Raw genomic sequence first — 23,134 nt, 5'->3', positions numbered from 1 at the left:
CTATTTTGACAAAACTTCTTCCAGATTTTTAATTATTTCTGACCAATAAAATTTTTCGGCAACTTGTTGTTGAACTTTTGAATATGTTTCTTCCATTTTTTCTGGATGAATTATAAGCTCATTCAGTTGCAAAGTTAATGCTTCTTCATCATTTACGGATACTCTACTTCCTAATTCTAAATCATTAGAAATATAATCGAAACTTGACATTCCGTCTGTACCAATAATATAATTACCAAAATACATCGCTTCTATAAAAGCAATTCCAAAAGATTCAAAGGGAGAGGTTAAGCAAAAAATTTTTGAACGATTGTAGTATTGGTATAAAGCTACTCTATCTTCCACATTACCTACCAACTCAATTTTATCTTTTAAATGAGGATGTTCTTTAATCTTTTGCTCCACATATGAATCAAAATTATTTTCTATCGGGCCAACTAAAACTAGTTTCCAATCATTTAAATCACAACCCAAAATTGAATCCATCAACATTTTATAATTCTTTTCTTCTGCCCCTATTCTTCCTACAGATAAAATGATATTTTCTTTTTCTTCGAATGATTTTGGTTGCGGAAATGCTTTTGAAATAAAATCGACATTAATTCCGTTAGTCACTAATATTGCTTTATTTTCTAAAATAGGAAAACGTTGTTTCAATAAATCCAGGCTAATTGGATTCTCTGCTGAAACAACCGATATTTTTTTTAAAAATGATTGCTCTTTTAGTTTATGAAATTTCTGAAATATCCACTTCTTGGAATATATAATTTCTTGTTTCAGTGTTTCATTATAAACATCCATTTTTAGATAGATTTTCCCTTTTTTATTGTGTTTTAAATAATGAAGCCCATAATAAATTGTTTCTTTAGTCAAATGGAATAAATGTAAAACATCAATGTTTTTAGCATTTTCTTTTAGGTAGCTTAAAACCGCTTTTTCCATAAAAAGAAATCGCCCTGATGGTTTTAAAAATTCAATTTTTAAATGATTGGCCTCCGTTTTAAGGTTATCGTAAGTTTTACTATTCGGATAACAAACCAAAGTAGATTTAAAAATACCATTCTTAGCCATCGCATTGGCAATTTGACCAACGTCTTTAATTAAATGCACATTTTGCGCAACAGGAAATATGGTTACAAAATTTGGTTTCATTGAGTGTACCAAAATACAAGAATTATTTGAAATTATTCACTACTTTCGCTATTATAATGGACAAACAGCAAGTTTATATTCATATTGGAATGCCGCGAACAGCGACTACTTTTTTGCAACAAGAAATTTTCCCTCATTTGCCCGAAATAGAATTTTATGGATTAAATGAAACACATTATTCTGAAGCTTTTAACAAGCTTCAATTTGCTGATGATAGTTTTTATGATGCAACAATCATCCAAGAAGTAAAGCAAACATGGAAAGCGAATAAAATCTTGCTCTCCAATGAAAATTTTATTGGACAGTCTACACACTTTAATCACATTAATAGGAGTATGATTGCTAAAAGATTAAGTGATAGTTTCCCTGATGCTAAAATTCTATTGGTTTTGAGAAATCAAGTTGACTTACTCGCTTCTTTATATTCAATTAATTTGCAATGGAAAGAAACCCGAAATATTGATGATTTTATCTGGGAACCTTTTCAGGAAAAAGTTCAAAATGTAGGTGGCCCGGCTAGTTCTTATTATAACACAACAGAAGGATATGAATGCTTAGATGGATACAATTATTTACCTTTAATTGAGCTTTATCAATCGTTATTTAATAAAGTAGAAGTTTTGCTTTTTGAAGATTTTATCAATCAACCAGAGCAATTTTCTACTCAATTGGCTACTTTTTTTGATACAGATAAAGAAATCATCGAACACCGAATTTCTAATCAACCTAAAATGAATTCTGGGGTTTCTCAAAAACAAGCCAACAAATTGACTAAACTGAATAAGTATAGTGCTATTTCAGAAAAATCAGCTTTAGGAAATAGGGTTTATAACAAACTTAAAAGAAACATCATTCAGGCTAAAAGTAATGGCTCTAAACCATTTTTTTCTACTAAAAAGGAAACCGAATTAAAAGCTTATTTCCATAAAAACAATTCAATACTTCATGCGAAATATCCTGAATTAGGTTTAAATAAATATGCCAAAGATTATTATTTAGAACAATGAAATATTACGGACAATATCAACAGGATAAATATTTAGACAAACTTTTTAAAGGTAAGTCGAACGGGACTTTTGTGGATATTGGTGCACATGATGGATTAACATTCAGCAATAGTTACTTTTTTGAGAAAGTAAGAAACTGGAAAGGCGTTTGTGTAGAACCTATTCCTGAAATTTTTGCAAAGTTGAATGAAACCAGAAACTGCATTAAAATAAATGGATGTGTTTCTAATAAAGTAGGAACTGAAAAATTTCTTAGAGTTAGAGGGGAATATGTGGATACAGAAATGTTGAGCGGATTATTAGAAGATTATGATGCTAGACACCTTGAAAGAATTGACAGAGAAATAAAAGAATACGGAGGAAGTAAAGAAGAAATTGAAGTAAAATGCTACGATATTAATCAAGTGCTTAAAGAAAATAGCATAAAGCAAGTTGATTTTTTTACCATTGATACAGAAGGTAATGAGCTAAAAATATTAAAGACTATTGATTTTGATGGTTTTGATTTTGATATTTTATTAGTGGAAAACAATTACCAAACTGAAGAAATGAATGAATTTATGACCTCAAAAGGATTTAAACGAATTAAGAAAATTGGTCATGATGAAGTGTATAGGAAGAAAACGAAATTGAGTTTATTGCAAAAGCTTCTATAAAGATCTATTGATTCCAGATACCTTTAGCTTTTCCATTAATTATTTTCCAGTATTGAATAGGCTGAAATATAGCCCTTGGAAAAACACAAATTACCGAAGCTAAAATAACTCCAGCACTTCCCATTGCTAAATTTTTAGCAAAAAATATTGATAAAGGAATATTGATAATACTCACAAAAACCGAATGCCAAAGGCTTAATTTTATTTTAGAAATTCCACTCAAAAAATTAGAAAAGACCATCGTACTAGTACTTAACAATACCCAAAGCGCCATAATTGCAGAAAGTAAAAATGGAACAGAAACTTTATCTCCCACCCAAAATGAATATGCATAATTAGAAACCAACAGCATAACAACTAATCCTACAAATACTAATCCCCACAATTTATATACTTTTTTAGTTGCTTGTCTTATCCACGAAAAATCTTTCTTCACATAAGCTTCTGTGTATGCCGACCACAAAGGAGTTGTGACAATAGTGAAAACCATCGTAACAATACCAAAGTATTTATAAGCAATATTATAAGGTGTTACATCTTGTGGACCAGTGGTTTGAGTAATAATCATATTATCGGTCATAAACACTACTAAAGCTGCTCCCTGCATAATAAAAAAACGCATTCCTAAACTGACTAATTCTTTTAAGTGTGAAAAATCTACCGAACTAAATGTTGGTTTGTATTTTTTGTATGATGTATTAAAAAACCAAATTCCAGCCAACAATGGAATAATTAAATTGATAAGACTAAAAGAAGCTCCTAAATAAAATAAAGACCCTTTAGTAGTTTTCATTAAAATTACCACAGTAATTAAAGAGACTAAACTAGCAGTTGTATTAATTAAATTGCTCATTACTGGTCGCTGATCAGCTATAAAAATAACATTAATAAGCTTTACAATAAACTGCATGCAAAACACACTAAAAACTATAAATACTAATTTTTCTAATTCTACTAAATCATTAGTAGTATTTAATATCTTCCCCCAATTTAAAAAGTGATTAATAAGAAAAAAAATGATGAAAAGAGAAATAGAAATTATAGTAATAATAGCATAAGTTGTACTTATATAAGTTCTGGCTAGTTCATCTTTTCCTTCAGCTTTAGCTGTAGCAAATTTGTTTCTGAGTCCGTTTCCTAATCCTACATCAAAAAAATTAAACCATGCTATTACGGACATTAATGTAATCCAAATGCCATATTTAGTAGGGTTTAAATAATCTATTGTTAAAGGAACTAAAAGTAAACTAATTAACATACTCATTCCTTTTAATGCAAAAGAACCTAGTATATTTTTTTTTGCTTTAACAGAGCGTTCGTGTCCAGAAAAGAATTTATTGAATAAATTGGTTATCAAGATTTTTTAAATATTCGATTATACCATCCTTTTTGAGAATCTTCCTCATAGTAGCCGCTTCCATAACCATAGCCGTAGCCATAACCGTAGCCATAGCCATAACCCGCACCCCCTGCTTTTACAGCATTAAACAAAACCGAAGCATTTTTTAATTTTCCTTCTTTGTATAACTGACCAATATGAGTAAGATGATCCTTTTTTGTTACATTTTGACGAACTACAAAAATCAATGCATCAGAATATTTATTCAACAATAACGCATCTGTTACTAATCCAATAGGAGGCGAATCTATAATAATAGTATCATATTTTGTTTTCAGAATTTCAATCAATTCATCCATTTTTTCATTCATAATTAACTCTGAAGGATTAGGAGGAATAGGTCCTGATGGAATGATATCTAAATTTTCCACACTCGATTTTTGAACGATAGAATCAAAAGTTTCTGAACCTATTAAAAATGAGCTTATTCCCTTGTCATTAGATATATTAAAATCATTTACAATTTTAGGTTTCCTTAAATCCAATCCCAATAACACAGTTTTATTTCCTGATGCAGCAATAATAGAAGATAAGTTCATTGCTGTGTAGGTTTTACCTTCAGAGCCAACTGAAGATGTAATCAAAATCACATTCTGTTCTTTGCCTGATAAAAAGTATTTTAAATTTGTTCTAATAGATCTAAATGATTCTGCTACAAGTGATTTAGGTTTTTCTGAAACAATAAGAGCGTAACTTTCTTTACTCAATCCAACGACTCCTAACATAGGCATCTTTGTCATTTTTTCAATCATTTTTTTATCTCTAACAGTATCATTAAATTGTTCTTTAATGAAAATTAATCCTGTTGGAACGAGTAGAGATAATAATAATGCTAAAGAATAACTTTTTTGAGGTATAGGCCTAATTGGATAAGGAGTAGAACGAGCCTCTTCTATAATTCTATTATCTGATACCGAGGCAGCTAATGCTAAAGATGTTTCAGCTTCTTTTTGAAGTAAATACAAATACAAACTCTCTTTAACTCGATACTCACGTTCAATACTTACCAACTCTCTTTCTGTTTTTGGTATAGAGCGTAATTCATTTTCAGAAATGGCAAGAGACCTTAACGTTTCTTTTTTTGAAGCATCTAAACCACTCTTTATACTTTGAATATTTTGAAGTAATTTTTTTCGAGTGTATTCAATTTGTTCGTTTACTGCAGATAATGCAGGACTATTCCCTTTTGTATCAATCCCTATTCTTTGTTTTTCTATTTCTAACTCTGTAATGTTTCCTATTAATTTAACCAATAAAGGATCATCAATACCTAAAGAAGATGGTGCTATATCAGCTAAGCTTTTATTTTCATTTACATAATCATACAAATAATCAATAAAACTAATTTGTAAATTGAAATTAGAGAGCTCGTCATCTTTTGATCTTACATTATCTAAAATCATTTGTGATTCGGCACTTACATCTGTAATCCCTTTTTCAATTTTAAAATCTTGTTTAGTGGTTTCTATTTGTTTCAACTCTTTAGAAATAGTTTCTAATTGAGCTCCAATAAAACTAGCAGTACTACTAGCTATTTTATTCTTTTCGAGAATATCATTTTCTAGATAAACCTTTACCAAAGTGTTTAAAAAATCCATCCCTCTTTGAGGAATTTCATCTTCTATACCTAATATTAAAACAGAAGAATTTTTACCTGGTTGCTCTACATTTAGTTTAGCTCGATAAAACTCAACATTGTTTCTAATGTTATTGAATTTGACTCTAAACTCTCTTTTTTCATAAGCCTCATTGTTAAACATATCATTATCAAAATGAGGTCTTTTGTTTACCGTAAAAATTCCAACAGGAAGATGTATTTTTTCTCCAAACAAATGTTCTTTTTCGTAGGTTTCATTAGTTTGTTCGTTGGTATATTGCAACTCAAACTTACTCTCATCAACTATCTTTATAAAAAAGAGATTGTTATAAGCATAGAAATTTAGTGAGTCATAATTAATTTTAAACGGAGAGTCTTTGTATACCTGACTCTTCTTAACATTTCCAACTAAATAATATAGAACATCTACTTCTAATTGCTGTAGTGTTCTTTTTAAAATTTTACGTGACTTTAAAATTTCAATTTCATTCTCGATGTTCTTATTTACATTATAAACATCTAAGTCTTTTAATAGTTCCTGAGTACCAATACTGGTACTTTTATCATCTTTAATTAAAATTTTACTGGAAATACTATAAACTGGTTTTACATACCAATTATAAAAATAAGCGGTACCTAACCCTATAAATAGAGCTATGGCATATATATACCAATATCGAAGATAGCTGAAAATAAAACCTTTTAGGTTAAAATCCGATTCCTCTTCGTCAAAATTTTCTGTTGATGTACTTTCCTGCATTAACTTATTTTACTTAACAAAAATACAATTTTGTAACTGAGTATCATTATTCAATAACTTTTACTTCAACTCTAATGTTTTTCATTGCTTGCTTCATATTTTTTGGTTTTGCTACTATCATTTGATCTCCACCAAAACCTTCTGTTTGTAATTGATTTTCTAAAACTCCATTTTCAATTAAATATGATTTAATTTTTTCAGCTCTAAGTTTCGATAATTTCTTTGATGAACCTTTGAAATTCCATTCTTGACCCAAATTTTCATATTGTTTTGTCAGCTTCACTGATCTGTTTCCATTAGTATGACCTTGAATTTCAAAAATGTACTTATCATTTTCTAACATAAACTGACAAAGTTTTTTTAATTCATTTTTCGATTCATTTTTCAATGCATAAGTATTAGGATGAAAATAGATTTGATACATCACTAATTTATCCCCTACTTTTATTGGATTCAACTCTAGTTTTAAAGAATCTGATTTAAGGATAATCGTATCTAATAAATTCTCATAACCAAACTTAGTTATAGATAAAACAATAGTATCTCCTTTTAAATTATTTAATTCAAAACCACCAGAATTATTGAATTTAATAACTTCTTGTATTTTTTCTCCTCTAATATTTAAAACTAAAATATCTGCTTCAATATTTTTTTGCGTAACACTATTAACTAGATATCCTTTTACTTGTTTATTTAAATTTAAAGGAGGAACTGGTTTTACTGTATCAACCACTTGAACCTGGACAATATTTTCTTCTTTAGTTACTAATTCTATAGCTTCCTCTACACAATCATTTTGAATCGCTTTTATATGTATATTTTTAACTCCATCATCAAGCTCTATAACATGTCCACAACCTTGTCCTTGTATATGAATTATACTCAAATAATATAACTCTCCTTTTTTTACAGATAAAACACCTTTATTCCTGATGGATATAGGCATTATATCATTTACAATCCTATCATTACAAAAATCTTCCCCTTCATATTTATACATTAATAACTCATAATCATCATCTTTACCTATGGAACTTACTCGATAAGAAAACTGACAATCAGAAGTTATGTTTACCTTATACCAATAGGTGTATTTATCTTCGGCTTGATAATAAATTTCATTGAAACTAATAATATTATCACCAAAAGGAAGGTTAAATTCTTTTGCACTAATACAATTAGGATGTTCTTCTTGTCCAAAAATAGTGAGGAAAGAAGTTATCAAAATCAATAAACTTATAAATCTTTTAATATTCATTTCTTTTTACAATCTCACTATAAAAATAATTTTATCGAGCTTTAAAAAGAAGTAGATTTTTATTAGTTGTCAAAAGATGATTGTCAGTAATTAAATGATTATAAAAAACTAACGTCTTATTTATCTGACAATATAGGATTGGTTTATTTCAATAATTCATCAAGTACTTTAACAATACGGGCAGTAGCTTTACCATCCCAAAGAGGAGGAACTTCTCCTAACTTATATGTTCCATTTTCAATTTCATTAATTTTTTCAGCTACAACATCAAAATTAAACTCAACCAATGTATTAGTACCTATTGTTATTGTGCTTGGCCGTTCTGTATTATCTCTTAAAGTTAAACAAGGAACTTTTCTAAAAGTGGTTTCTTCTTGAATTCCACCACTATCAGTCAATACATACTTGCAAGCACTTATTAACTTCTGAAAGGCTAAATAATTTAAAGCGTCGGTTAGTATTACTTTCGAATTACTTTTTAATTGATCAAATAACCCATGTTTAATTAAACTATTTTTTGTTCTATGATGAATTGGAAGAACTAAATAATTGAACTCAGCAACTTTGTTAATGATGTTAATCAAAATTTCTAATCTATCTTTTTCATCAACATTACTTGGTCTATGAATTGTCATCAATACAAAGCTTTTTCTTTCTAACTTTAATTCTTTTAAAATTAAACTTTGTTGAATTTCATGCTCATAGGCAACTAAAGTGTCAATCATGGTATTACCAACAAAATGAAGTTGTTTTTCATCTTTGCCTTCGGCTAATAAATTATCTAAACCACTCTGCTCTGTAATAAAATAATGATCAGAAATTAAATCTGTGATTATCCTATTAATTTCCTCAGGCATTTCATTATCAAAACTTCTTAAACCACTCTCTAAATGAAATATTTTAATTTTTGACTTATTGCCTACAATACTAGCTGCTAATGTTGAATTTACATCTCCCACTACAATTAAAGCATCTGGTTGATGTTGAACTATTACTCTTTCTATTTCAATTATAGTTTGACCAATTTGATTAGCTGGACTTGCAGGTTTTATATTTAAATACTGGGGTTCTTTTAGTTGTAATTGCTTGAAAAATATGTCAGACATATTTTCGTCATAATGTTGTTGTGTATGAATTAATATATACTCAAATCTATCTCCATAAGCTTTAAACTCTTTTTCAAACTGGGTGATTTTAATAAAGTTGGGCCTTGTACCCACAACTATCATTATTTTTTTAGACATAGCTATATATTATATGCTGCTAAGATAATTATTTATGACTTAAGATGATTGTGTTATTATTGATGGAAATATGTTTAGATGCAAATTGATACTATCGAAATCTTAATTATCAAAAAAAAATTATTCCTCTTTATTTCCATCAAAAAATTGAGGATTAAAATTAACTAAATGAAGTTCTTTTTTCGCCCTAGTTACCGCTGTGTAAAGCCAGCGCAAATATTCAATATTTAACATTTCTTCAGTTAAATATCCTTGTTCAACAAAAACAGCATCCCATTGGCCACCTTGAGATTTATGACAAGTTACTGCGTAAGAAAATTTTACTTGTAATGCTTGGTAATATTCATTTTTACGAATCAATTCATTTCGTTTCTTTTTATTTGGCTCGTAACTATACTCTTCAGAAATTGCTTCATAAAGTTTATAAAACCTTTCAGGAGATATTGAAGGCGATTCTGCCAACATCGTTTCAGGTAATATTTTTACTTCCAAATTAGGCTCATCCGGGTAGTCAATTAATCGAATAGTGATATTAAAAAATCTAAATCCATACTTCTCTTCCTCTCCTCTTACTTTCATTACCTCAACAATATCACCATTTGCAATAAAACCAGCTTTAGAAGATTCGTCTAACCAATAATAATTATTTTTTACTATCATTAAATAATCTCCAGTAGAAAGTTCATCTTCCAGCCATTTTATTCGTGAACGTATTTGAAGATTAAATAAATTAGCTCTTTTATTGCTTCTACAAATCACCATCACATTTTCGTCACCATATTTACTATAAGCGTTATCTAAAGCATCTTCTAAATCGTAACCTGAAGTTATTTTTACATCTGGCTTTTTAATATCATTAAATAAAGGAAGTGAGTATTTTTTAAAAAGAATTTTATTTCTTAAAAAAGTAGCTAACTCAAGAATACCAGAATCTTTTTGCTGACGAACTACCTCTATCAACTCATTAAATTCAAGATTTAATCCATATAGTTTATACAATTCATCTTCATCCAAAGCAGGACTAATCTCTAACCCTATTGGTGGTAATTGAGCAGTATCTCCAATCAATATCAATTTACAATTAATTCCAGAAAACACATATTCTAATAAGTCATCTAGTAAGCTTTTTTGTTTACCCCATTCCATTGAGCTTAACCCTCCCCCATTACCAATCATAGAGGCTTCATCAATAAAAAAAATAGTGTTCTGAAATTTATTTTGCTTAATCGAAAACTTAGTATAACCATCACCACCAGAAGTTAACTGGTATATCATTTTATGGATAGTAAAAGCAGGTTGATTAGAATAATTAGACAATACCTTTGCCGCCCTACCTGTAGGTGCTAATAAAACTGAAGTATAGTTAAAGTGTGGAATGGTTTTTACCATTGCTCCTACTATAGATGTTTTACCTGTACCGGCATAGCCTTTTAAAACAAAAACATGTTTTTTTATATTACTAAATGTAAAATCAGTTAGCTCACCAATAACTTTAAGTTGGTTTTGAGTTGGTTTAAACCCAAAGTTGTTTAGAAGAGATTGATAAAATAAATTCTGCATTTAAAAATTAATAGCTATTACACTCAATTAGCAAATAAAAGTACCTTTAAATGCTTAATTTGTACCTTTAATAAAGTAATTAAAATTAAACTTAGATTAATTTTTCAAATAGTGTTATTAAAGGCTAAAAAAAATTGTAGATTTGTGATAATCTAGATAAAAAAATTATTTATATGAAATTGGTAATTCAACTTGTACTTTTAGTAGCATCAGCTTTTATGGGCTATATGATTTACGATAGTATTGACAGTAAAATTAAATTAGAAGAAGAAATTAGGTCTCGAAAAGATGTCGTAATTGAAAGACTTGAGAATGTTAAAGAAGCTCAAATTAGCTTTAAAAAAGTTAAAGGTCATTACGCAAAATCATTTGCACAACTTAAACACTTTTTAGAAAATGATTCTTTAATTATTGTTAAAGCAATTGGAGAAGTACCTGACAGCTTATTAGGACAAGAATCCAAAGCTTTAGAAATGGGAATAATAACGCGTGATACAACTAAAATTCCTGTGAGAGCAGAATTATTTAAAGATAACTTTGAAAAAGTTGTTTCAGAAATCAACATCATTCCATTCTCTGAAGGAACAGAATTTTCTATTGATGCAGGAGAAATTGAAAAAGGGAAAGTTAAAGTTAAAGTGTTTGAAGTTTCAGCACCTTATAAAGAAATCTTTAAAGGCTTAAAAACTGATAATGAAGGTATTGACATGAACCAAGCTTTAACTATTGGCTCAATGACAGAACCAACAACAAACGGAAATTGGGATTAAAAATTTAATCTTTTATACTTAAAAGGATATGATTGAATTCATATCCTTTTTTTTTAACTTAGCAATTCATGAGTAGTATTGTTCCTCACATAAGTATTTTTGACAAATCATTTTCTGCAGCTAATACAAGTCATTATCAAGTGTATTTGAGCATTGACTTTAATGCTATTACCTATACTATTTTAAACACTCAGAATAATACATTTATTGGACTAGAAAAATATTTGTTAAACGATATCTATAACGACTATTCTTTAGTTGATCCTTTAACCCAAATAGTTAATCAAACTATTTTATTTAAACAACCACTTAAATCTTTTAATGTTGCTTATGTGAATCATAGAGCCACTTTAATACCTAATGTTCTGTTTAATAATAACGAATTAAAAACTTACCATCAATTTAACTTTTCTGAGCAAGAAGAAGATTTATTCTATGCGGATAACTTAATTAACATACCGGCTCATAATGTGTATAGTATTCCTGATTATATAATTAATCTTTTTAATAAAATTGAAAAAGTTAATTATCACCACTTTTCTTCTTCATTAATAGAAGCTTCAGTTTTATATGCTAAAAAAACAACTAACGATTTAATAATTGACATTCATATTTTACCTTCTTCATTTCAAATGATGGTAGTAAAAAACCAATCGTTAGAATTGTATAATTCTTTTCCTTATCAAACTAGTGAAGATTTTATTTATTATGTTCTTTTTGTATTAAATCAACTTGATATTAAACCAAAAGACATTAACATTAGATTATTAGGTGAAGTAGATAAAAATTCAGCTATTTATGAAATTCTTTACAAATATTCAAACTCTATAACTTTAGGTAAAAGAACGGAGAATTTAAAATTTTCTTATGTTTTTGAAGAAATACCTCAACATCATTACTATTCATTGTTTAATCAATATTTGTGCGAATAATATCTGGAATACATAAAGGAAAAGTTTTTAGTGCCCCTAAAAATTTACCCACAAGACCTACTACCGACTTTGCTAAAGAAGGATTATTTAATGTAATTATTAATGAATTTGACATTGATGATCTAACGGTTTTAGACTTATTTACTGGAACTGGAAATATTACTTTTGAGTTTGCATCAAGAGAAGCAAAGAGTATTTTATGTGTAGAACAAAATTTTAATTGTATAAATCACATAAAGAAAACAATTAGAACGTTTGGTTTTAACCAAATTGTTGTTTTCAAAAATGATGTATTTAAATATTTGAAAAAAAACACACAATCTTTTGATTTAATTTTTGCTGATCCTCCTTATGATATTTCAAACTATATCGATATTCCTGATTTAGTTTTTGAAAAGAATATACTAAATGAAAATGGCTGGCTAATAATTGAACACGATAAGCACACTAATTTTGAAACACATCCAAACTTTTACCAACAACGGAAATATGGAAATGTAAACTTTAGTATTTTCAAAAACTTATCTATCTAATATTTTAGTCCTAATCTTGAGACTTTAAATACTTATTTTGCTTAACAACGTATCCTATAAAAAAATATGGCAAATCTCTTTGCCTATTATAATTAGTGGTGTAGCTCAAAACATTGTAAATGTTACTGATACTGCTTTTTTAGGTCAGGTTAGTAATGTTGCACTAGGTGCTGCTGGCAATGCTGGCATTCTATATTTTGTTATCATCATTACAGGAATGGGGTTTACAACTGGCACTCAAATTCTAATTGGGCGAAGAAATGGAGAACAGAATTATAAACAAATAGGTAAAATAACAGACCATACTTTTTATTTTATTATCCCTTTTGCATTATTACTTTTTACAATTGTTCAATTTTATTCTTCGAATTTTTTATCAGAAATTATAAAGTCGGAAAACATATTGATTGCTGCTAATCAATACTTAGATTATAGAATCTGGGGAATATTTTTTGCTTTTATAAACTTTACATTTATTGCTTTTTTTGTAGGTACTACCCAAACTAAAATACTCTCATATGTTACAATTCTAATGATGGTTGTTAATGTTATACTTGATTATATTTTAATTTTTGGACATCTAGGGTTTGCTCCTATGGGAGTTAGTGGAGCTGCACTAGCTTCAGTAATATCAGAGGGTATTGCTTTTCTTTTTATTTTAGGCTATACATTAACTAAAGTTGATTTAAATAAATATAGTCTCTTTAAATTTCAAAAATTTGAAAGCAAATTATTCTTTAGGCTCTTTAATGTAAGTAGTCCTATAATGGCACAAAACTTCTTATCCTTAAGTTCATGGTTTATATTTTTTATGATTATAGAAAAAATTGGGGAAACTGAGTTAGCAATTTCTCATATTGTAAGAAGTATATATATGGTGTTAATGATACCTCTTTTTGGATTTAGTAATGCTACAAACACTTTAGTGAGTAATCTTATTGGTGAAAACAGAACAGAATCAGTTCTGCCTGTTATCAAAAAAATTATTTTATTGAGCCTTGCCTGTACTTTTGTTCTTTCTTTAATATGCTTTTTCATCCCTGAATTATTAGTAAGTTTTTATACAAGCGACAGCCTATTAATTTCTCAAACAGTTGAAACTCTTCGGGTAATTAATATTACTATGTTCTTTTTTTGTGTCTCATTTATCTTATTTAATGGCGTAACAGGAACTGGAAATACAAGAGCATCTTTATTAATTGAATTTATTAATATAGTTATCTACTTAGCTTCTGCTTATTATATAGGTATAACACTTCAATCATCTTTACCTGTAGTATGGGCTTCTGAATTTATTTATTTTGGATGTTTAGGTCTCTTATCCTATCTTTATTTAAAAAAAGGGAACTGGAAGAGTTTAAATATTTAAATTTGTTTTAATGTCAGACGATAAATTATATTACGCTATTGGAGAAGTTGCTGAAATGTTTAATGTAAACACATCTCTTATTCGCTTTTGGGAAAAAGAATTTGACATTATAAAACCAAAGAAAAATAAAAAAGGAAATCGATTATTCACTAAACAAGATATTGATAATTTTCATTTAATATTCCATTTAGTTAAGGAAAGAGGATTTACTCTTGAAGGAGCTAAAAACAAGCTTAAATCAAGTAAAAAAGAGACTACGGATAATTTTGAAATTATTCAGAAGTTAAAAAACATCAAATCATTTTTATTAGAATTAAAAGAAGAATTATAATTCATAAAAAAAGGCTCTGAAATTAATCAGAGCCTTTTTTCTTTTATTCAACTAAAACTTAAAATTTAATCAGTTTTTGAGTTTTTACTAACTCATTATTAGTATATATATTTATCATATATATACCATTTTCATAATTGTTATTTAAACTAATAATTTGCTGATTATTAAATGAATATGAATCTAACAATTTACCAGTAACATCAAATATTTTAATCTCAATATTGCTTAGCTCAGTATTCAGTTTAACATTAATTACTTCATTAAATGGATTTGGTGAAATAATGAATTTATCATTATCATCAATCTCATTAATAGCAACTGCACCATCAAAAACCATAAACTTATCTAAACCAGCCTCAACAAGATGGCCAGAGCCTAAATCTGCTGTTTCAATAATAAATCTCATATTATTTGTTGGAGTAATAAAATCAGAAATTCTAATAGATCTATTAGCCCAAGTTGAATTATCTGAAGAATTTATATTGGCATTATCAATTTCAATTGAAGCTGACCCATTACTTAATTTAACAGATAAAACATCTGTAGATTGAGAACCTCCACTACCTGTAAAAAACCAACGATCATATTCAACATAAGGATCAAAGAACAAAGTAGCATCAAAAACTGGAGACGTCAAAATTACTGTTCCATCATCTACATCATCATCACCTGCTCCACCACCTGCATTACCAGTAACAAATGCTTCATCATTACAATCTGTTAATACATCAGCTCCAGGATTAGACTCTAAACTGCCTAGCATAGTTCCATTTGGAACACCTCTTTCCCAATCACCTGTAGAAGCATTACCTGTTGCTACCCAATTAAAATCTAAAGAAAAATCATCATAATAACCTTTATCTAAAACAACAGTATAAGCTGTAGTTGACTGATTTATAGTCTGGTTATTAGAACATGATGTTACATACCCCCACTTACCAGCAGTTACGTTATATGTTGCTTCGGTAAATCCGTTAACAGTAAAATTTCCAGAAGCGTTTGTTGAAACTACCGTTGAAGATTGTGAGTTTTCAATTCTAACTTTTGCATTTGCTATTGGATTCATGGTTCCTGATTCTAAAACTTGTCCAGAAAAATTAAATGCTACTAAAGGTTCAAGTTGAGCATCTACAATAGTCGTATTTCCATTAGTTAAAGATACATTAAACGTAGTATCATTTTTAAATCCAGCTTTAGAAAAAACTACATCATAACTTCCTGCTGTAGCCAACCCTGTAGAGTAATTACCAATAACGTTAGAATTTGTAGATATTGAACTTGATAAAATATCAACTTGAACTCCATCAAGATTTGCAGTTGTGTTTAAGTTGGTAACATTACCTTTTAAATAACATGCCCCTGCATAAGTTGCTCCCAAAACAAATAATCCATTTTCAATATCACTTGCTATTACATTACCAGAAGGTAACCATGGATATACTCCCCAACAACCATTGAATCCATTTCCACTAAATGCTGGAGATGTATCATAATTGCCTACTTCAATAATATTATATGGATCACTAACATCATGAATAGTCACACCATCTCTGTAATAAGAAGTTACAATAAAATTATCTTTAAAATGAACATTATGCGGTATAACATTTTGGCCAGGACTAGACTGAATTCTATCCGTTTCTGTTATGTTTGCTAAATTACTAACATCATATGCAGCTAAATATGCATTACTCTTCTCATCAGTAGTCACAACAGTTTGTCCATCTGGAGAAATCCAAATATTATGAGTAAAACTACTAGGGGTTATTTTTGTTGCCATTGTAACTGGATTACTTTTGGTTGACACATCAACTGCTACTAAAAAACCATCATTAATAGCTCCTCCCCACAATGTGTCTCCTCTAACCATACCATCGTGTAAATAATAATCATTATATCTTCCTACTTCAAAATTAGTATCTGTTGTTGGTACATTTAAGTTTAAAATAATTGCACCGCCAACACCGTTATCTGCACCTATTATATAACAGTAACCATTTTCATCGATATATAAATTATGAGCAGTTGTAAAAGGGTAATTAGATCCCGTATAATTAGTAACTGTTAACGAAGTACTACCTGGTAAAGGAGACATATCAATTATCATCAATCCATTACCTCCTTCATTAGTAATATACGCCTTATCACCCCATGTTTTCATATCTCTCCATATAGTAGTAGCTCCTGCAGTATAAAAAACTTCATTTGGAGAAGTAGGATTTGTAACGTCAACTATAGCAACACCTTCTTGAAGCCCAACAATTGCGTATTCATTACCATTTTCATCAACATACCCCCAAATATCAGAAACATCTCCTCTACTTCCTGGAAACGTAAATTGACTTAAAAGCGACATATTTAATTGAGCAGAAGCAAAGTTTATTTGTAAAAGAACTATTGCAAATAATAGAATTTTTTTCATTTTGGGTGTAAGAATTTAGATAGTTTAGTTAAATGTTGTTGCAATTTAACAATTCTTATCCTTACAAACAGGTATAATTATACTAAAGGGTTGTATTCCTAAATAAGCGGTATATTTTTATAGATAAGTGAATTAATCTATCCTTTCGACCTTGTAATTTTGAAATCCAACTATAGTTGAATGTGTATTTTCAAAACCACTTTCAACTCCGGTTTTAAGAAAATTAAATTCTAATGAAGTAAAAGATGATAATTTTTCTTCATTAGTAAAAACATTTCCATTTGTTTTTAACTTATTCCCAAAATAATAGGCAATATCAAAACCTAAGAAAGATGAATTTGAAGGATAAGTTTTAGTGCTTTCATAATATTTATTTATCATTGTTACCACACTTTCATTTTCATAATCAATAAATTGATTTATTGGTAGGTAAACATTAAGTGTTTGAAAATATTCTAAATCAATATTGTCGAATTGTAACCATTCTTCTAATCCAATCAAAGTAACTTTACATGACTTATAATCTTTGGTGGTTAAAACATTTGTTAAAACACTAAACAAGTTAGTTACAAATGTGCTATTGCTAGAAGGAACAAACATGACATTGTTAGTTAATTTATTTAAACTAGAAATAATTTCTTGAGCATTAGATAACTGAACTTTTTTCATTGAAGAATAGATTAGTGTATCTGTCTTATTCATCATTAACTCATTATAATCTTTGATGTAAGCATCAGCTAATGATTTTTCTTTAGAAGTTATATGCTCTATCGTTATTAAATTATTATTTGTACTAAAGCTATCTACTGCTAAATGAGCTATATGCTTAAGAATTGACATTTTTGAAGGAACTGCTTTAAATACAAATTGGTTTCCTAAAAGGATTTTATTGTTTTGTTTTACAGGGGATATAATCGGGATATTTCTTTCTAAAGCAAATTGAGAAGCAACTTCAAAGTTACTATAATAAAGAGGCCCAATAATTAAATCCACTTTTTCAATATCTATTTTTTTCAAAGCTTTTCTTGTAGATATTGAGTCTTGTCCTTTAGTATCATAAACCAATAACTCAAAATTAACATCTTGATTTGATAAAGAATCTAGCGCTAAAACAACTCCATGGTAAAACTCTACTGCATATTTAGATTTTGGGTAAATTTCTTTTTGTTGCAATGCACTAGTAACTATTTCTTCATTTTCTTCAATATAAAAGGGCAATAAAAGGGCAATTTTATAAACTGACTTTTTAATGATTGAATCAGTGTTAAACAGATTCAGATTAATTGAATTAACAATACTGTCTGAAGAAAGCATGTTATTAAATGTAGAACTTGTAGCTATTCTTTTTTGCTCAACTAAAATTGGCAAATAAATTTTTTCACCAACCCTTAAACCATTCAATAAGCCATCATTAACAATTTTAATAGAGTCTACTGAAACTTTATATAACTTACTTAATGAGTAAAGTGTTTCTCCCGCATTAACATTATGTGTTTTATAAATAGGCTTCTCCTTAATTTCTTTTGTTGGAACTTGCTCTTGTTTAATTTTTAGGACAGGAATTTTAATAACCTGACCTTCTTTTATTCCATTATCAACAATTTCAGGATTTAAAACAATAATATCATTTTGCTGAACATTATACTCTTTAGCTAAAGCATAAAGTGTTCTTCCTTTTTCAACAGTATGAAGAATATAATTACCGTTTACTATAACTTCTGTATCAACTTCTCTTTTTAGTGGAATAAATATTTTTTCTCCAACACTAAGGCCGTCATTTACACTTGGATTTTCTTTTTGAATAATATCAATCGGAGTATTATATACTTTACTCAAAAAATATAGCGTATTACCTTGTTCTATATTATGAATGTAATAATCCTTACCATTTATTTGATGAACTGTGGTCGTGTCAACTTGAGCATTAATTTTTAATGAAAAAATTAATGCTATTGCTAAAACATAATATGGTATTAACTTTTTGATAATCAATATTAATAAAATTAAATTATTCCCACTCAATTGTTGCTGGAGGTTTTGAACTAATGTCATAAACCACACGATTAACTCCTTTTACTTTGTTAATTATCTCATTAGAAGTTTTTGCTAAAAATTCATAAGGTAGATGACACCAATCAGCAGTCATTCCATCCGTTGACTCAACTGCACGTAACGCAACTGCTTGCTCATATGTACGTTCATCTCCCATTACCCCTACAGATTGAACAGGTAAAAGAATAGCTCCCGCTTGCCATACCTCATCATATAAATTTGATTTTTTCAACCCTTCAATAAAAATATAATCGACCTCTTGCAAAATCCGTACCTTTTCAGCTGTAATATCTCCTAATATACGAATTGCTAGTCCAGGACCAGGAAAAGGATGCCTTCCTAAAAGCTCTTCATTTAAGCCCATTGAACGACCAACACGTCTAACTTCATCTTTAAATAATAAACGTAAAGGTTCTACAATTTGTAATTTCATGTAATCAGGCAATCCACCAACATTATGATGCGATTTTATAGTTTGTGATGGTCCTCCTGTTGCTGAAACTGATTCAATTACATCTGGATATATAGTTCCTTGTGCTAACCATTTAACATCTTCAATTAAATGAGATTCTTCATCAAAAACATCAATAAAAACTTTACCAATTGCTTTTCGCTTTTTCTCTGGATCTTTTTCTCCTTCTAATGCTGAATAAAACTTATTTTTTGCGTCAACTCCTTTTACATTTAGTCCTAAATGTTCATATTGTTTTAAAACACTTTCAAATTCATTTTTACGCAGTAAACCATTATCAACAAAAATGCAATACAAATTTTTACCTATTGCTTTATGAAGTAATACTGCAGCGACTGTGCTATCAACTCCTCCCGATAAACCTAAAACAACTTTATCGTTTCCAATTTTTTCTTTTAATCCTTCAACCGTTTCTTCTACAAAAGAATTTGGTGTCCAATCTTGGGCACATTTACAAACACCAACTATAAAATTCTTAAGCATTGTTCCTCCATCTTTTGAATGGTATACTTCTGGGTGAAATTGAATAGCATAAGTGTCTTCATTTTCAAACTCATACCCAGCAATTTCAACATCAGCAGTACTTGCAAATATTTTTGTGTTTTCGGGTAATTTTTTAATCGTATCTCCATGCGACATCCATACCTGTGAATTATCACTAACTCCTTTCATCAAAGGATGAGTATTATCAACAAAAGATAAATTTGCACGTCCATATTCTCTGGTGCTAGATGGTAGTACTTCACCTCCATTACTAGATGCTAAATATTGAGCTCCAAAACAAACTCCCAATAATGGTAATTTTTTTCTATAAATAGATAAATCTGGTTTTGGAGATTTTTCATCTCTAACAGAAAATGGACTTCCTGAAAGGATTACTCCTTTTACTGTTTTATCAATTTCTGGAGGTTTATTATGTGGATGTATTTCACAATAAACATTTAATTCTCTAACTCTTCTTGCAATTAATTGCGTGTATTGTGAGCCAAAATCTAAAATCACTATTTTTTCCATTTCGCAAAGATAAAATTTGGAACAGATATTATGGTATATTTTTAGTGCCAACTTTTAAAAATAATAAGCTACTTATAAACAATTGTGCAAAAATTAACTTGCTCTTAACATTCATAAAGTATTAATCTTCTTAAATTTGCATTGAAAAACAAACGTGATCACCTAGATGGAAATTCCTGAAACCACTTTGTTTTTGTTGCGCTAAAACATGTTATTTTTTAATAGAGTATGCCTTATAGCTACTTTTGTTGTTTTTACAATTACAACTGTTAAATCTCAAACTCCTAGTTCTTGTTTTGAAATTGAAAGCATTCTTGTAGATGCCTGTGGTTCTCCTGAATCTGACAACGAAATGGTACGTTTTACAGTTGGACCAAACAATTTAAATTATAATGACATGAATGTCAGTTGGCCAACAACTAGTAACTCTTACGATGGAATTTGTAAAAATGGAACAACAGCATCTAAAGTAGCAAGTTTAAATAGTACAATTACTGGGTGCGGAGTAATATTAGAACCAACTGCAAATATTCTTCCCGCAGGAGCTTCTGTTATTTTATTTACGAGCACATTATTTGATGTTTCTGCAAATTCATTTGCAAATTTAAATGATACCGTTTATGCAATTTTTCAATGCCCAGGGAATACACTTGGTCATTTTTCTAATTCCTCTTCATCAGTAAAAACTTTAACTATTAGTTTTAGCTCTCCCGCAGGTTGTTCAGATGTTGTATCTTATTTACCTACTGATTTGACTGGAGGTGACGGGGCTGCAGTTGATTATACTTGGCCTGGTTCTCCTACATATATTAATAATGGATGTACCGCCCCAATAGTAATTAATACAATTGATATTAATGAAACTGGTTTTACTATATGTCCTGGAGATACAATTGATTTATCAGCAACTATAAATGGAAGCTTTTCTTCAACAACATGGATTGGAGGTAACGGGACTTTTTCTTCAAACTCTAATTCAACTACAAGTTATTATTCTGTTTCAACTGACAATAGTGATTTCTATATTTATTACGAAGGTGCTACAAATTGTGGTCAGCCAACAAAAGATAGTGTTCTAGTAGAAGTTGGAGGAAATACTTCTATAGCAACGATTACCTCATCCTCAACAGAGCTTTGTAGTGGTGATAGTATTTTACTTACTGCAAGTGGTTCAGGAAATTACACCTGGAACACAGGAAGTACTTCTAATTCAATTTATGTTTTAACTTCAGGAAATTATAGTGTAACTAGTAACTCTTCTTGTGGAAGTGCTTCTGATAATATAACAATTACTGATGCACCAACAATTAATCTAAACTTAACAACGCCAAATACTACTATTTGCAATGGTAATTCAGCAGTTTTAACAGCTAGCGGAGCCCCAAATTACACCTGGTTCAACAACGCTAATTCAACCTCTCAAAGTGTTAGTAATACTGGTGATTATTATGTAATTGGATATAACAATTGCTATCGCGATTCTCAAAGTATTTCAATCACCGTATTATTTCCACCAACAATTTCATTAAGTAGTTCTTCAGCTACCAATGTTATTTGTAATGGTGAAACCATTACATTAATAGCCAGCGGATCAGACAATTATTTATGGAATACTTCCGAGACTACGTCAAGTATTACCGTAAGTTCAATTGGTACCTATTCTGTTTCATCTACAAACTCTTGCGGTTCTGATAGCGAATCATTAATAGTTTCTCCTGGAACTTTACCTGTTGCTTCTATTACTGGAGATACCATAATTTGTAACAATGTTGTTCAATTAACTGCTGGTGGAAATGGAAATTATTTATGGTCAACTGGTAGCAATTCTATAACCCAAAACTTTAGCTCAGCCGCTAATGTCTTTTTATCTGTAACCAATGAATGCGGATCAGATACAGCCTACAAAACAATTTTAGACAATAGCATTACAGCATTATTTTCTTCTGATTATTTTTATGGCAGTGAACTTCCATCAATTATCAATTTTACAAATGAATCTTCCCTTTCTGCTACAAATTTTAGCTGGAATTTTGGTAATGGTCAATTAAGTTTAAATGAAAACCCTTCAACTTCGTACATAGAGAATGGAGAATACACTGTAACTTTAACTGCTTCAAATAATAACTGTCAAGACACTTATCAAGAAACACTTCTTTTTGAAAGGCCAAATACCGTTTACATACCAAATGTATTTACTCCAAATAACGACTTTACAAATGACGTTTTTACAATTAAAGGAGAAAATATTTCTAGCTTAACTTGTAAAATATTTAATAGATGGGGAAAAGAATTATATAGTTGGGATGCTATTGATGGAAGTTGGGATGGCTATTACGAAGGAACACTAGTTGCTGATGGAACTTATTTTTATATTTCTACAATTACTTGGAATAATGAATTAACAGAAACTTTAACAGGGCATATAACTTTATTAAAATAAAATGATTAAAATTAAAACTGTTCAAGATTTTCAAAAATTGGTATTAAAATTTTAATTATTCTTTTAATACCAATTTTTCTTTTTTTAGTAAACTAAATTTCATATTTAATTCGTTTTCAACATTTTGTTGAAAAATATTAATAGCTGCTTAACCTATCCTTAA

The 23,134-nt window shown here is 29.2% G+C and carries 17 protein-coding genes; 8 read left to right on the top strand and 9 right to left on the bottom strand.

Annotated elements, in window-relative coordinates; all coding sequences use genetic code 11:
- A complete protein-coding gene (locus FRY74_RS07525) occupies positions 1-1,152 on the bottom strand; it encodes a glycosyltransferase family 4 protein (protein WP_147100145.1) in 1,152 nt (383 codons plus the stop codon).
- Between FRY74_RS07525 and FRY74_RS07520 the strand changes: the two genes are divergently transcribed.
- Entirely contained in the window at positions 1,152-2,159 is a 1,008-nt protein-coding gene (locus tag FRY74_RS07520) for a sulfotransferase domain-containing protein (protein ID WP_147100143.1), read from the top strand. The genes FRY74_RS07525 and FRY74_RS07520 overlap by 1 nt on opposite strands.
- A complete protein-coding gene (locus tag FRY74_RS07515) occupies positions 2,156-2,815 on the top strand; it encodes an FkbM family methyltransferase (protein WP_147100141.1) in 660 nt (219 codons plus the stop codon). Before FRY74_RS07520 ends, FRY74_RS07515 begins: the two co-directional genes overlap by 4 nt.
- Before the next feature lie 4 nt (positions 2,816-2,819).
- Here the strand turns inward: FRY74_RS07515 and FRY74_RS07510 are convergent, their stop codons facing one another.
- From FRY74_RS07510 to FRY74_RS07490, 5 genes are all read right to left on the bottom strand, one after another.
- Positions 2,820-4,172, bottom strand: coding sequence for a lipopolysaccharide biosynthesis protein (locus FRY74_RS07510; RefSeq protein ID WP_147100139.1), 1,353 nt, complete (start codon positions 4,170-4,172; stop codon positions 2,820-2,822).
- Positions 4,169-6,571 carry a GumC family protein gene (locus FRY74_RS07505; protein ID WP_147100137.1) on the bottom strand — a complete coding sequence of 801 codons (2,403 nt, stop codon included), beginning with the start codon at positions 6,569-6,571 and terminating at the stop codon, positions 4,169-4,171. The genes FRY74_RS07510 and FRY74_RS07505 overlap by 4 nt, the downstream gene beginning before the upstream one ends.
- Positions 6,572-6,617: 46 nt before the next feature.
- Complete coding sequence (locus tag FRY74_RS07500; protein ID WP_147100135.1) at positions 6,618-7,829, bottom strand: OmpA family protein; 1,212 nt, start codon at positions 7,827-7,829, stop codon at positions 6,618-6,620.
- A 143-nt stretch (positions 7,830-7,972) separates the two neighbouring features.
- Positions 7,973-9,073, bottom strand: a complete 1,101-nt coding sequence (gene wecB, locus FRY74_RS07495; protein WP_147100133.1) for a non-hydrolyzing UDP-N-acetylglucosamine 2-epimerase — start codon at positions 9,071-9,073, stop codon at positions 7,973-7,975.
- A 120-nt stretch (positions 9,074-9,193) separates the two neighbouring features.
- Positions 9,194-10,633 carry an ATP-dependent DNA helicase gene (locus FRY74_RS07490; protein WP_147100131.1) on the bottom strand — a complete coding sequence of 480 codons (1,440 nt, stop codon included), beginning with the start codon at positions 10,631-10,633 and terminating at the stop codon, positions 9,194-9,196.
- Between the two features lie 173 nt (positions 10,634-10,806).
- Between FRY74_RS07490 and FRY74_RS07485 the strand changes: the two genes are divergently transcribed.
- The 5 genes from FRY74_RS07485 to FRY74_RS07465 all read left to right on the top strand — a co-directional run bounded on the left by FRY74_RS07485 (position 10,807) and on the right by FRY74_RS07465 (position 14,568).
- Positions 10,807-11,403 carry a hypothetical protein gene (locus tag FRY74_RS07485; protein WP_147100129.1) on the top strand — a complete coding sequence of 199 codons (597 nt, stop codon included), beginning with the start codon at positions 10,807-10,809 and terminating at the stop codon, positions 11,401-11,403.
- A gap of 68 nt (positions 11,404-11,471) precedes the next feature.
- A complete protein-coding gene (locus FRY74_RS07480) occupies positions 11,472-12,335 on the top strand; it encodes a DUF3822 family protein (RefSeq protein ID WP_147100127.1) in 864 nt (287 codons plus the stop codon).
- Positions 12,326-12,868 (top strand): 16S rRNA (guanine(966)-N(2))-methyltransferase RsmD, encoded by a 543-nt coding sequence (rsmD, locus tag FRY74_RS07475; protein WP_147100125.1) that lies wholly within the window; start codon positions 12,326-12,328, stop codon positions 12,866-12,868. Before FRY74_RS07480 ends, rsmD begins: the two co-directional genes overlap by 10 nt.
- Before the next feature lie 37 nt (positions 12,869-12,905).
- The gene (locus FRY74_RS07470) at positions 12,906-14,237 is read left to right on the top strand and encodes an MATE family efflux transporter (RefSeq protein ID WP_170227978.1); all 1,332 of its coding nucleotides are present in this window, start codon (positions 12,906-12,908) and stop codon (positions 14,235-14,237) included.
- A gap of 10 nt (positions 14,238-14,247) precedes the next feature.
- Positions 14,248-14,568: a MerR family transcriptional regulator gene (locus FRY74_RS07465; protein WP_147100121.1), complete on the top strand. Its 321-nt coding sequence runs from the start codon at positions 14,248-14,250 to the stop codon at positions 14,566-14,568.
- Positions 14,569-14,626: 58 nt separating this feature from the next.
- Here FRY74_RS07465 and FRY74_RS07460 read toward each other — a convergent pair whose 3' ends face one another.
- The 3 genes from FRY74_RS07460 to guaA all read right to left on the bottom strand — a co-directional run bounded on the left by FRY74_RS07460 (position 14,627) and on the right by guaA (position 20,531).
- Positions 14,627-16,993, bottom strand: a complete 2,367-nt coding sequence (locus FRY74_RS07460) for a choice-of-anchor B family protein (protein ID WP_147100120.1) — start codon at positions 16,991-16,993, stop codon at positions 14,627-14,629.
- Between the two features lie 132 nt (positions 16,994-17,125).
- Positions 17,126-19,045: a LysM peptidoglycan-binding domain-containing protein gene (locus FRY74_RS07455; protein ID WP_147100118.1), complete on the bottom strand. Its 1,920-nt coding sequence runs from the start codon at positions 19,043-19,045 to the stop codon at positions 17,126-17,128.
- Positions 19,002-20,531, bottom strand: coding sequence for a glutamine-hydrolyzing GMP synthase (gene guaA, locus FRY74_RS07450; protein ID WP_147100116.1), 1,530 nt, complete (start codon positions 20,529-20,531; stop codon positions 19,002-19,004). Before guaA ends, FRY74_RS07455 begins: the two co-directional genes overlap by 44 nt.
- A gap of 208 nt (positions 20,532-20,739) precedes the next feature.
- On the opposite strand from guaA, the gene FRY74_RS07445 reads away from it, so the two are divergent.
- A complete protein-coding gene (locus FRY74_RS07445; protein WP_147100114.1) occupies positions 20,740-22,971 on the top strand; it encodes a T9SS type B sorting domain-containing protein in 2,232 nt (743 codons plus the stop codon).
- The last annotated feature ends 163 nt before the right edge of the window (positions 22,972-23,134 follow it).

Source organism: Vicingus serpentipes (genome assembly GCF_007993035.1).
In the GTDB taxonomy this organism is placed as follows: domain Bacteria; phylum Bacteroidota; class Bacteroidia; order Flavobacteriales_E; family Vicingaceae; genus Vicingus; species Vicingus serpentipes.
Note: the sequence above shows the minus strand (reverse complement) of the source record. Positions and strands in the feature narration are given on the sequence as shown.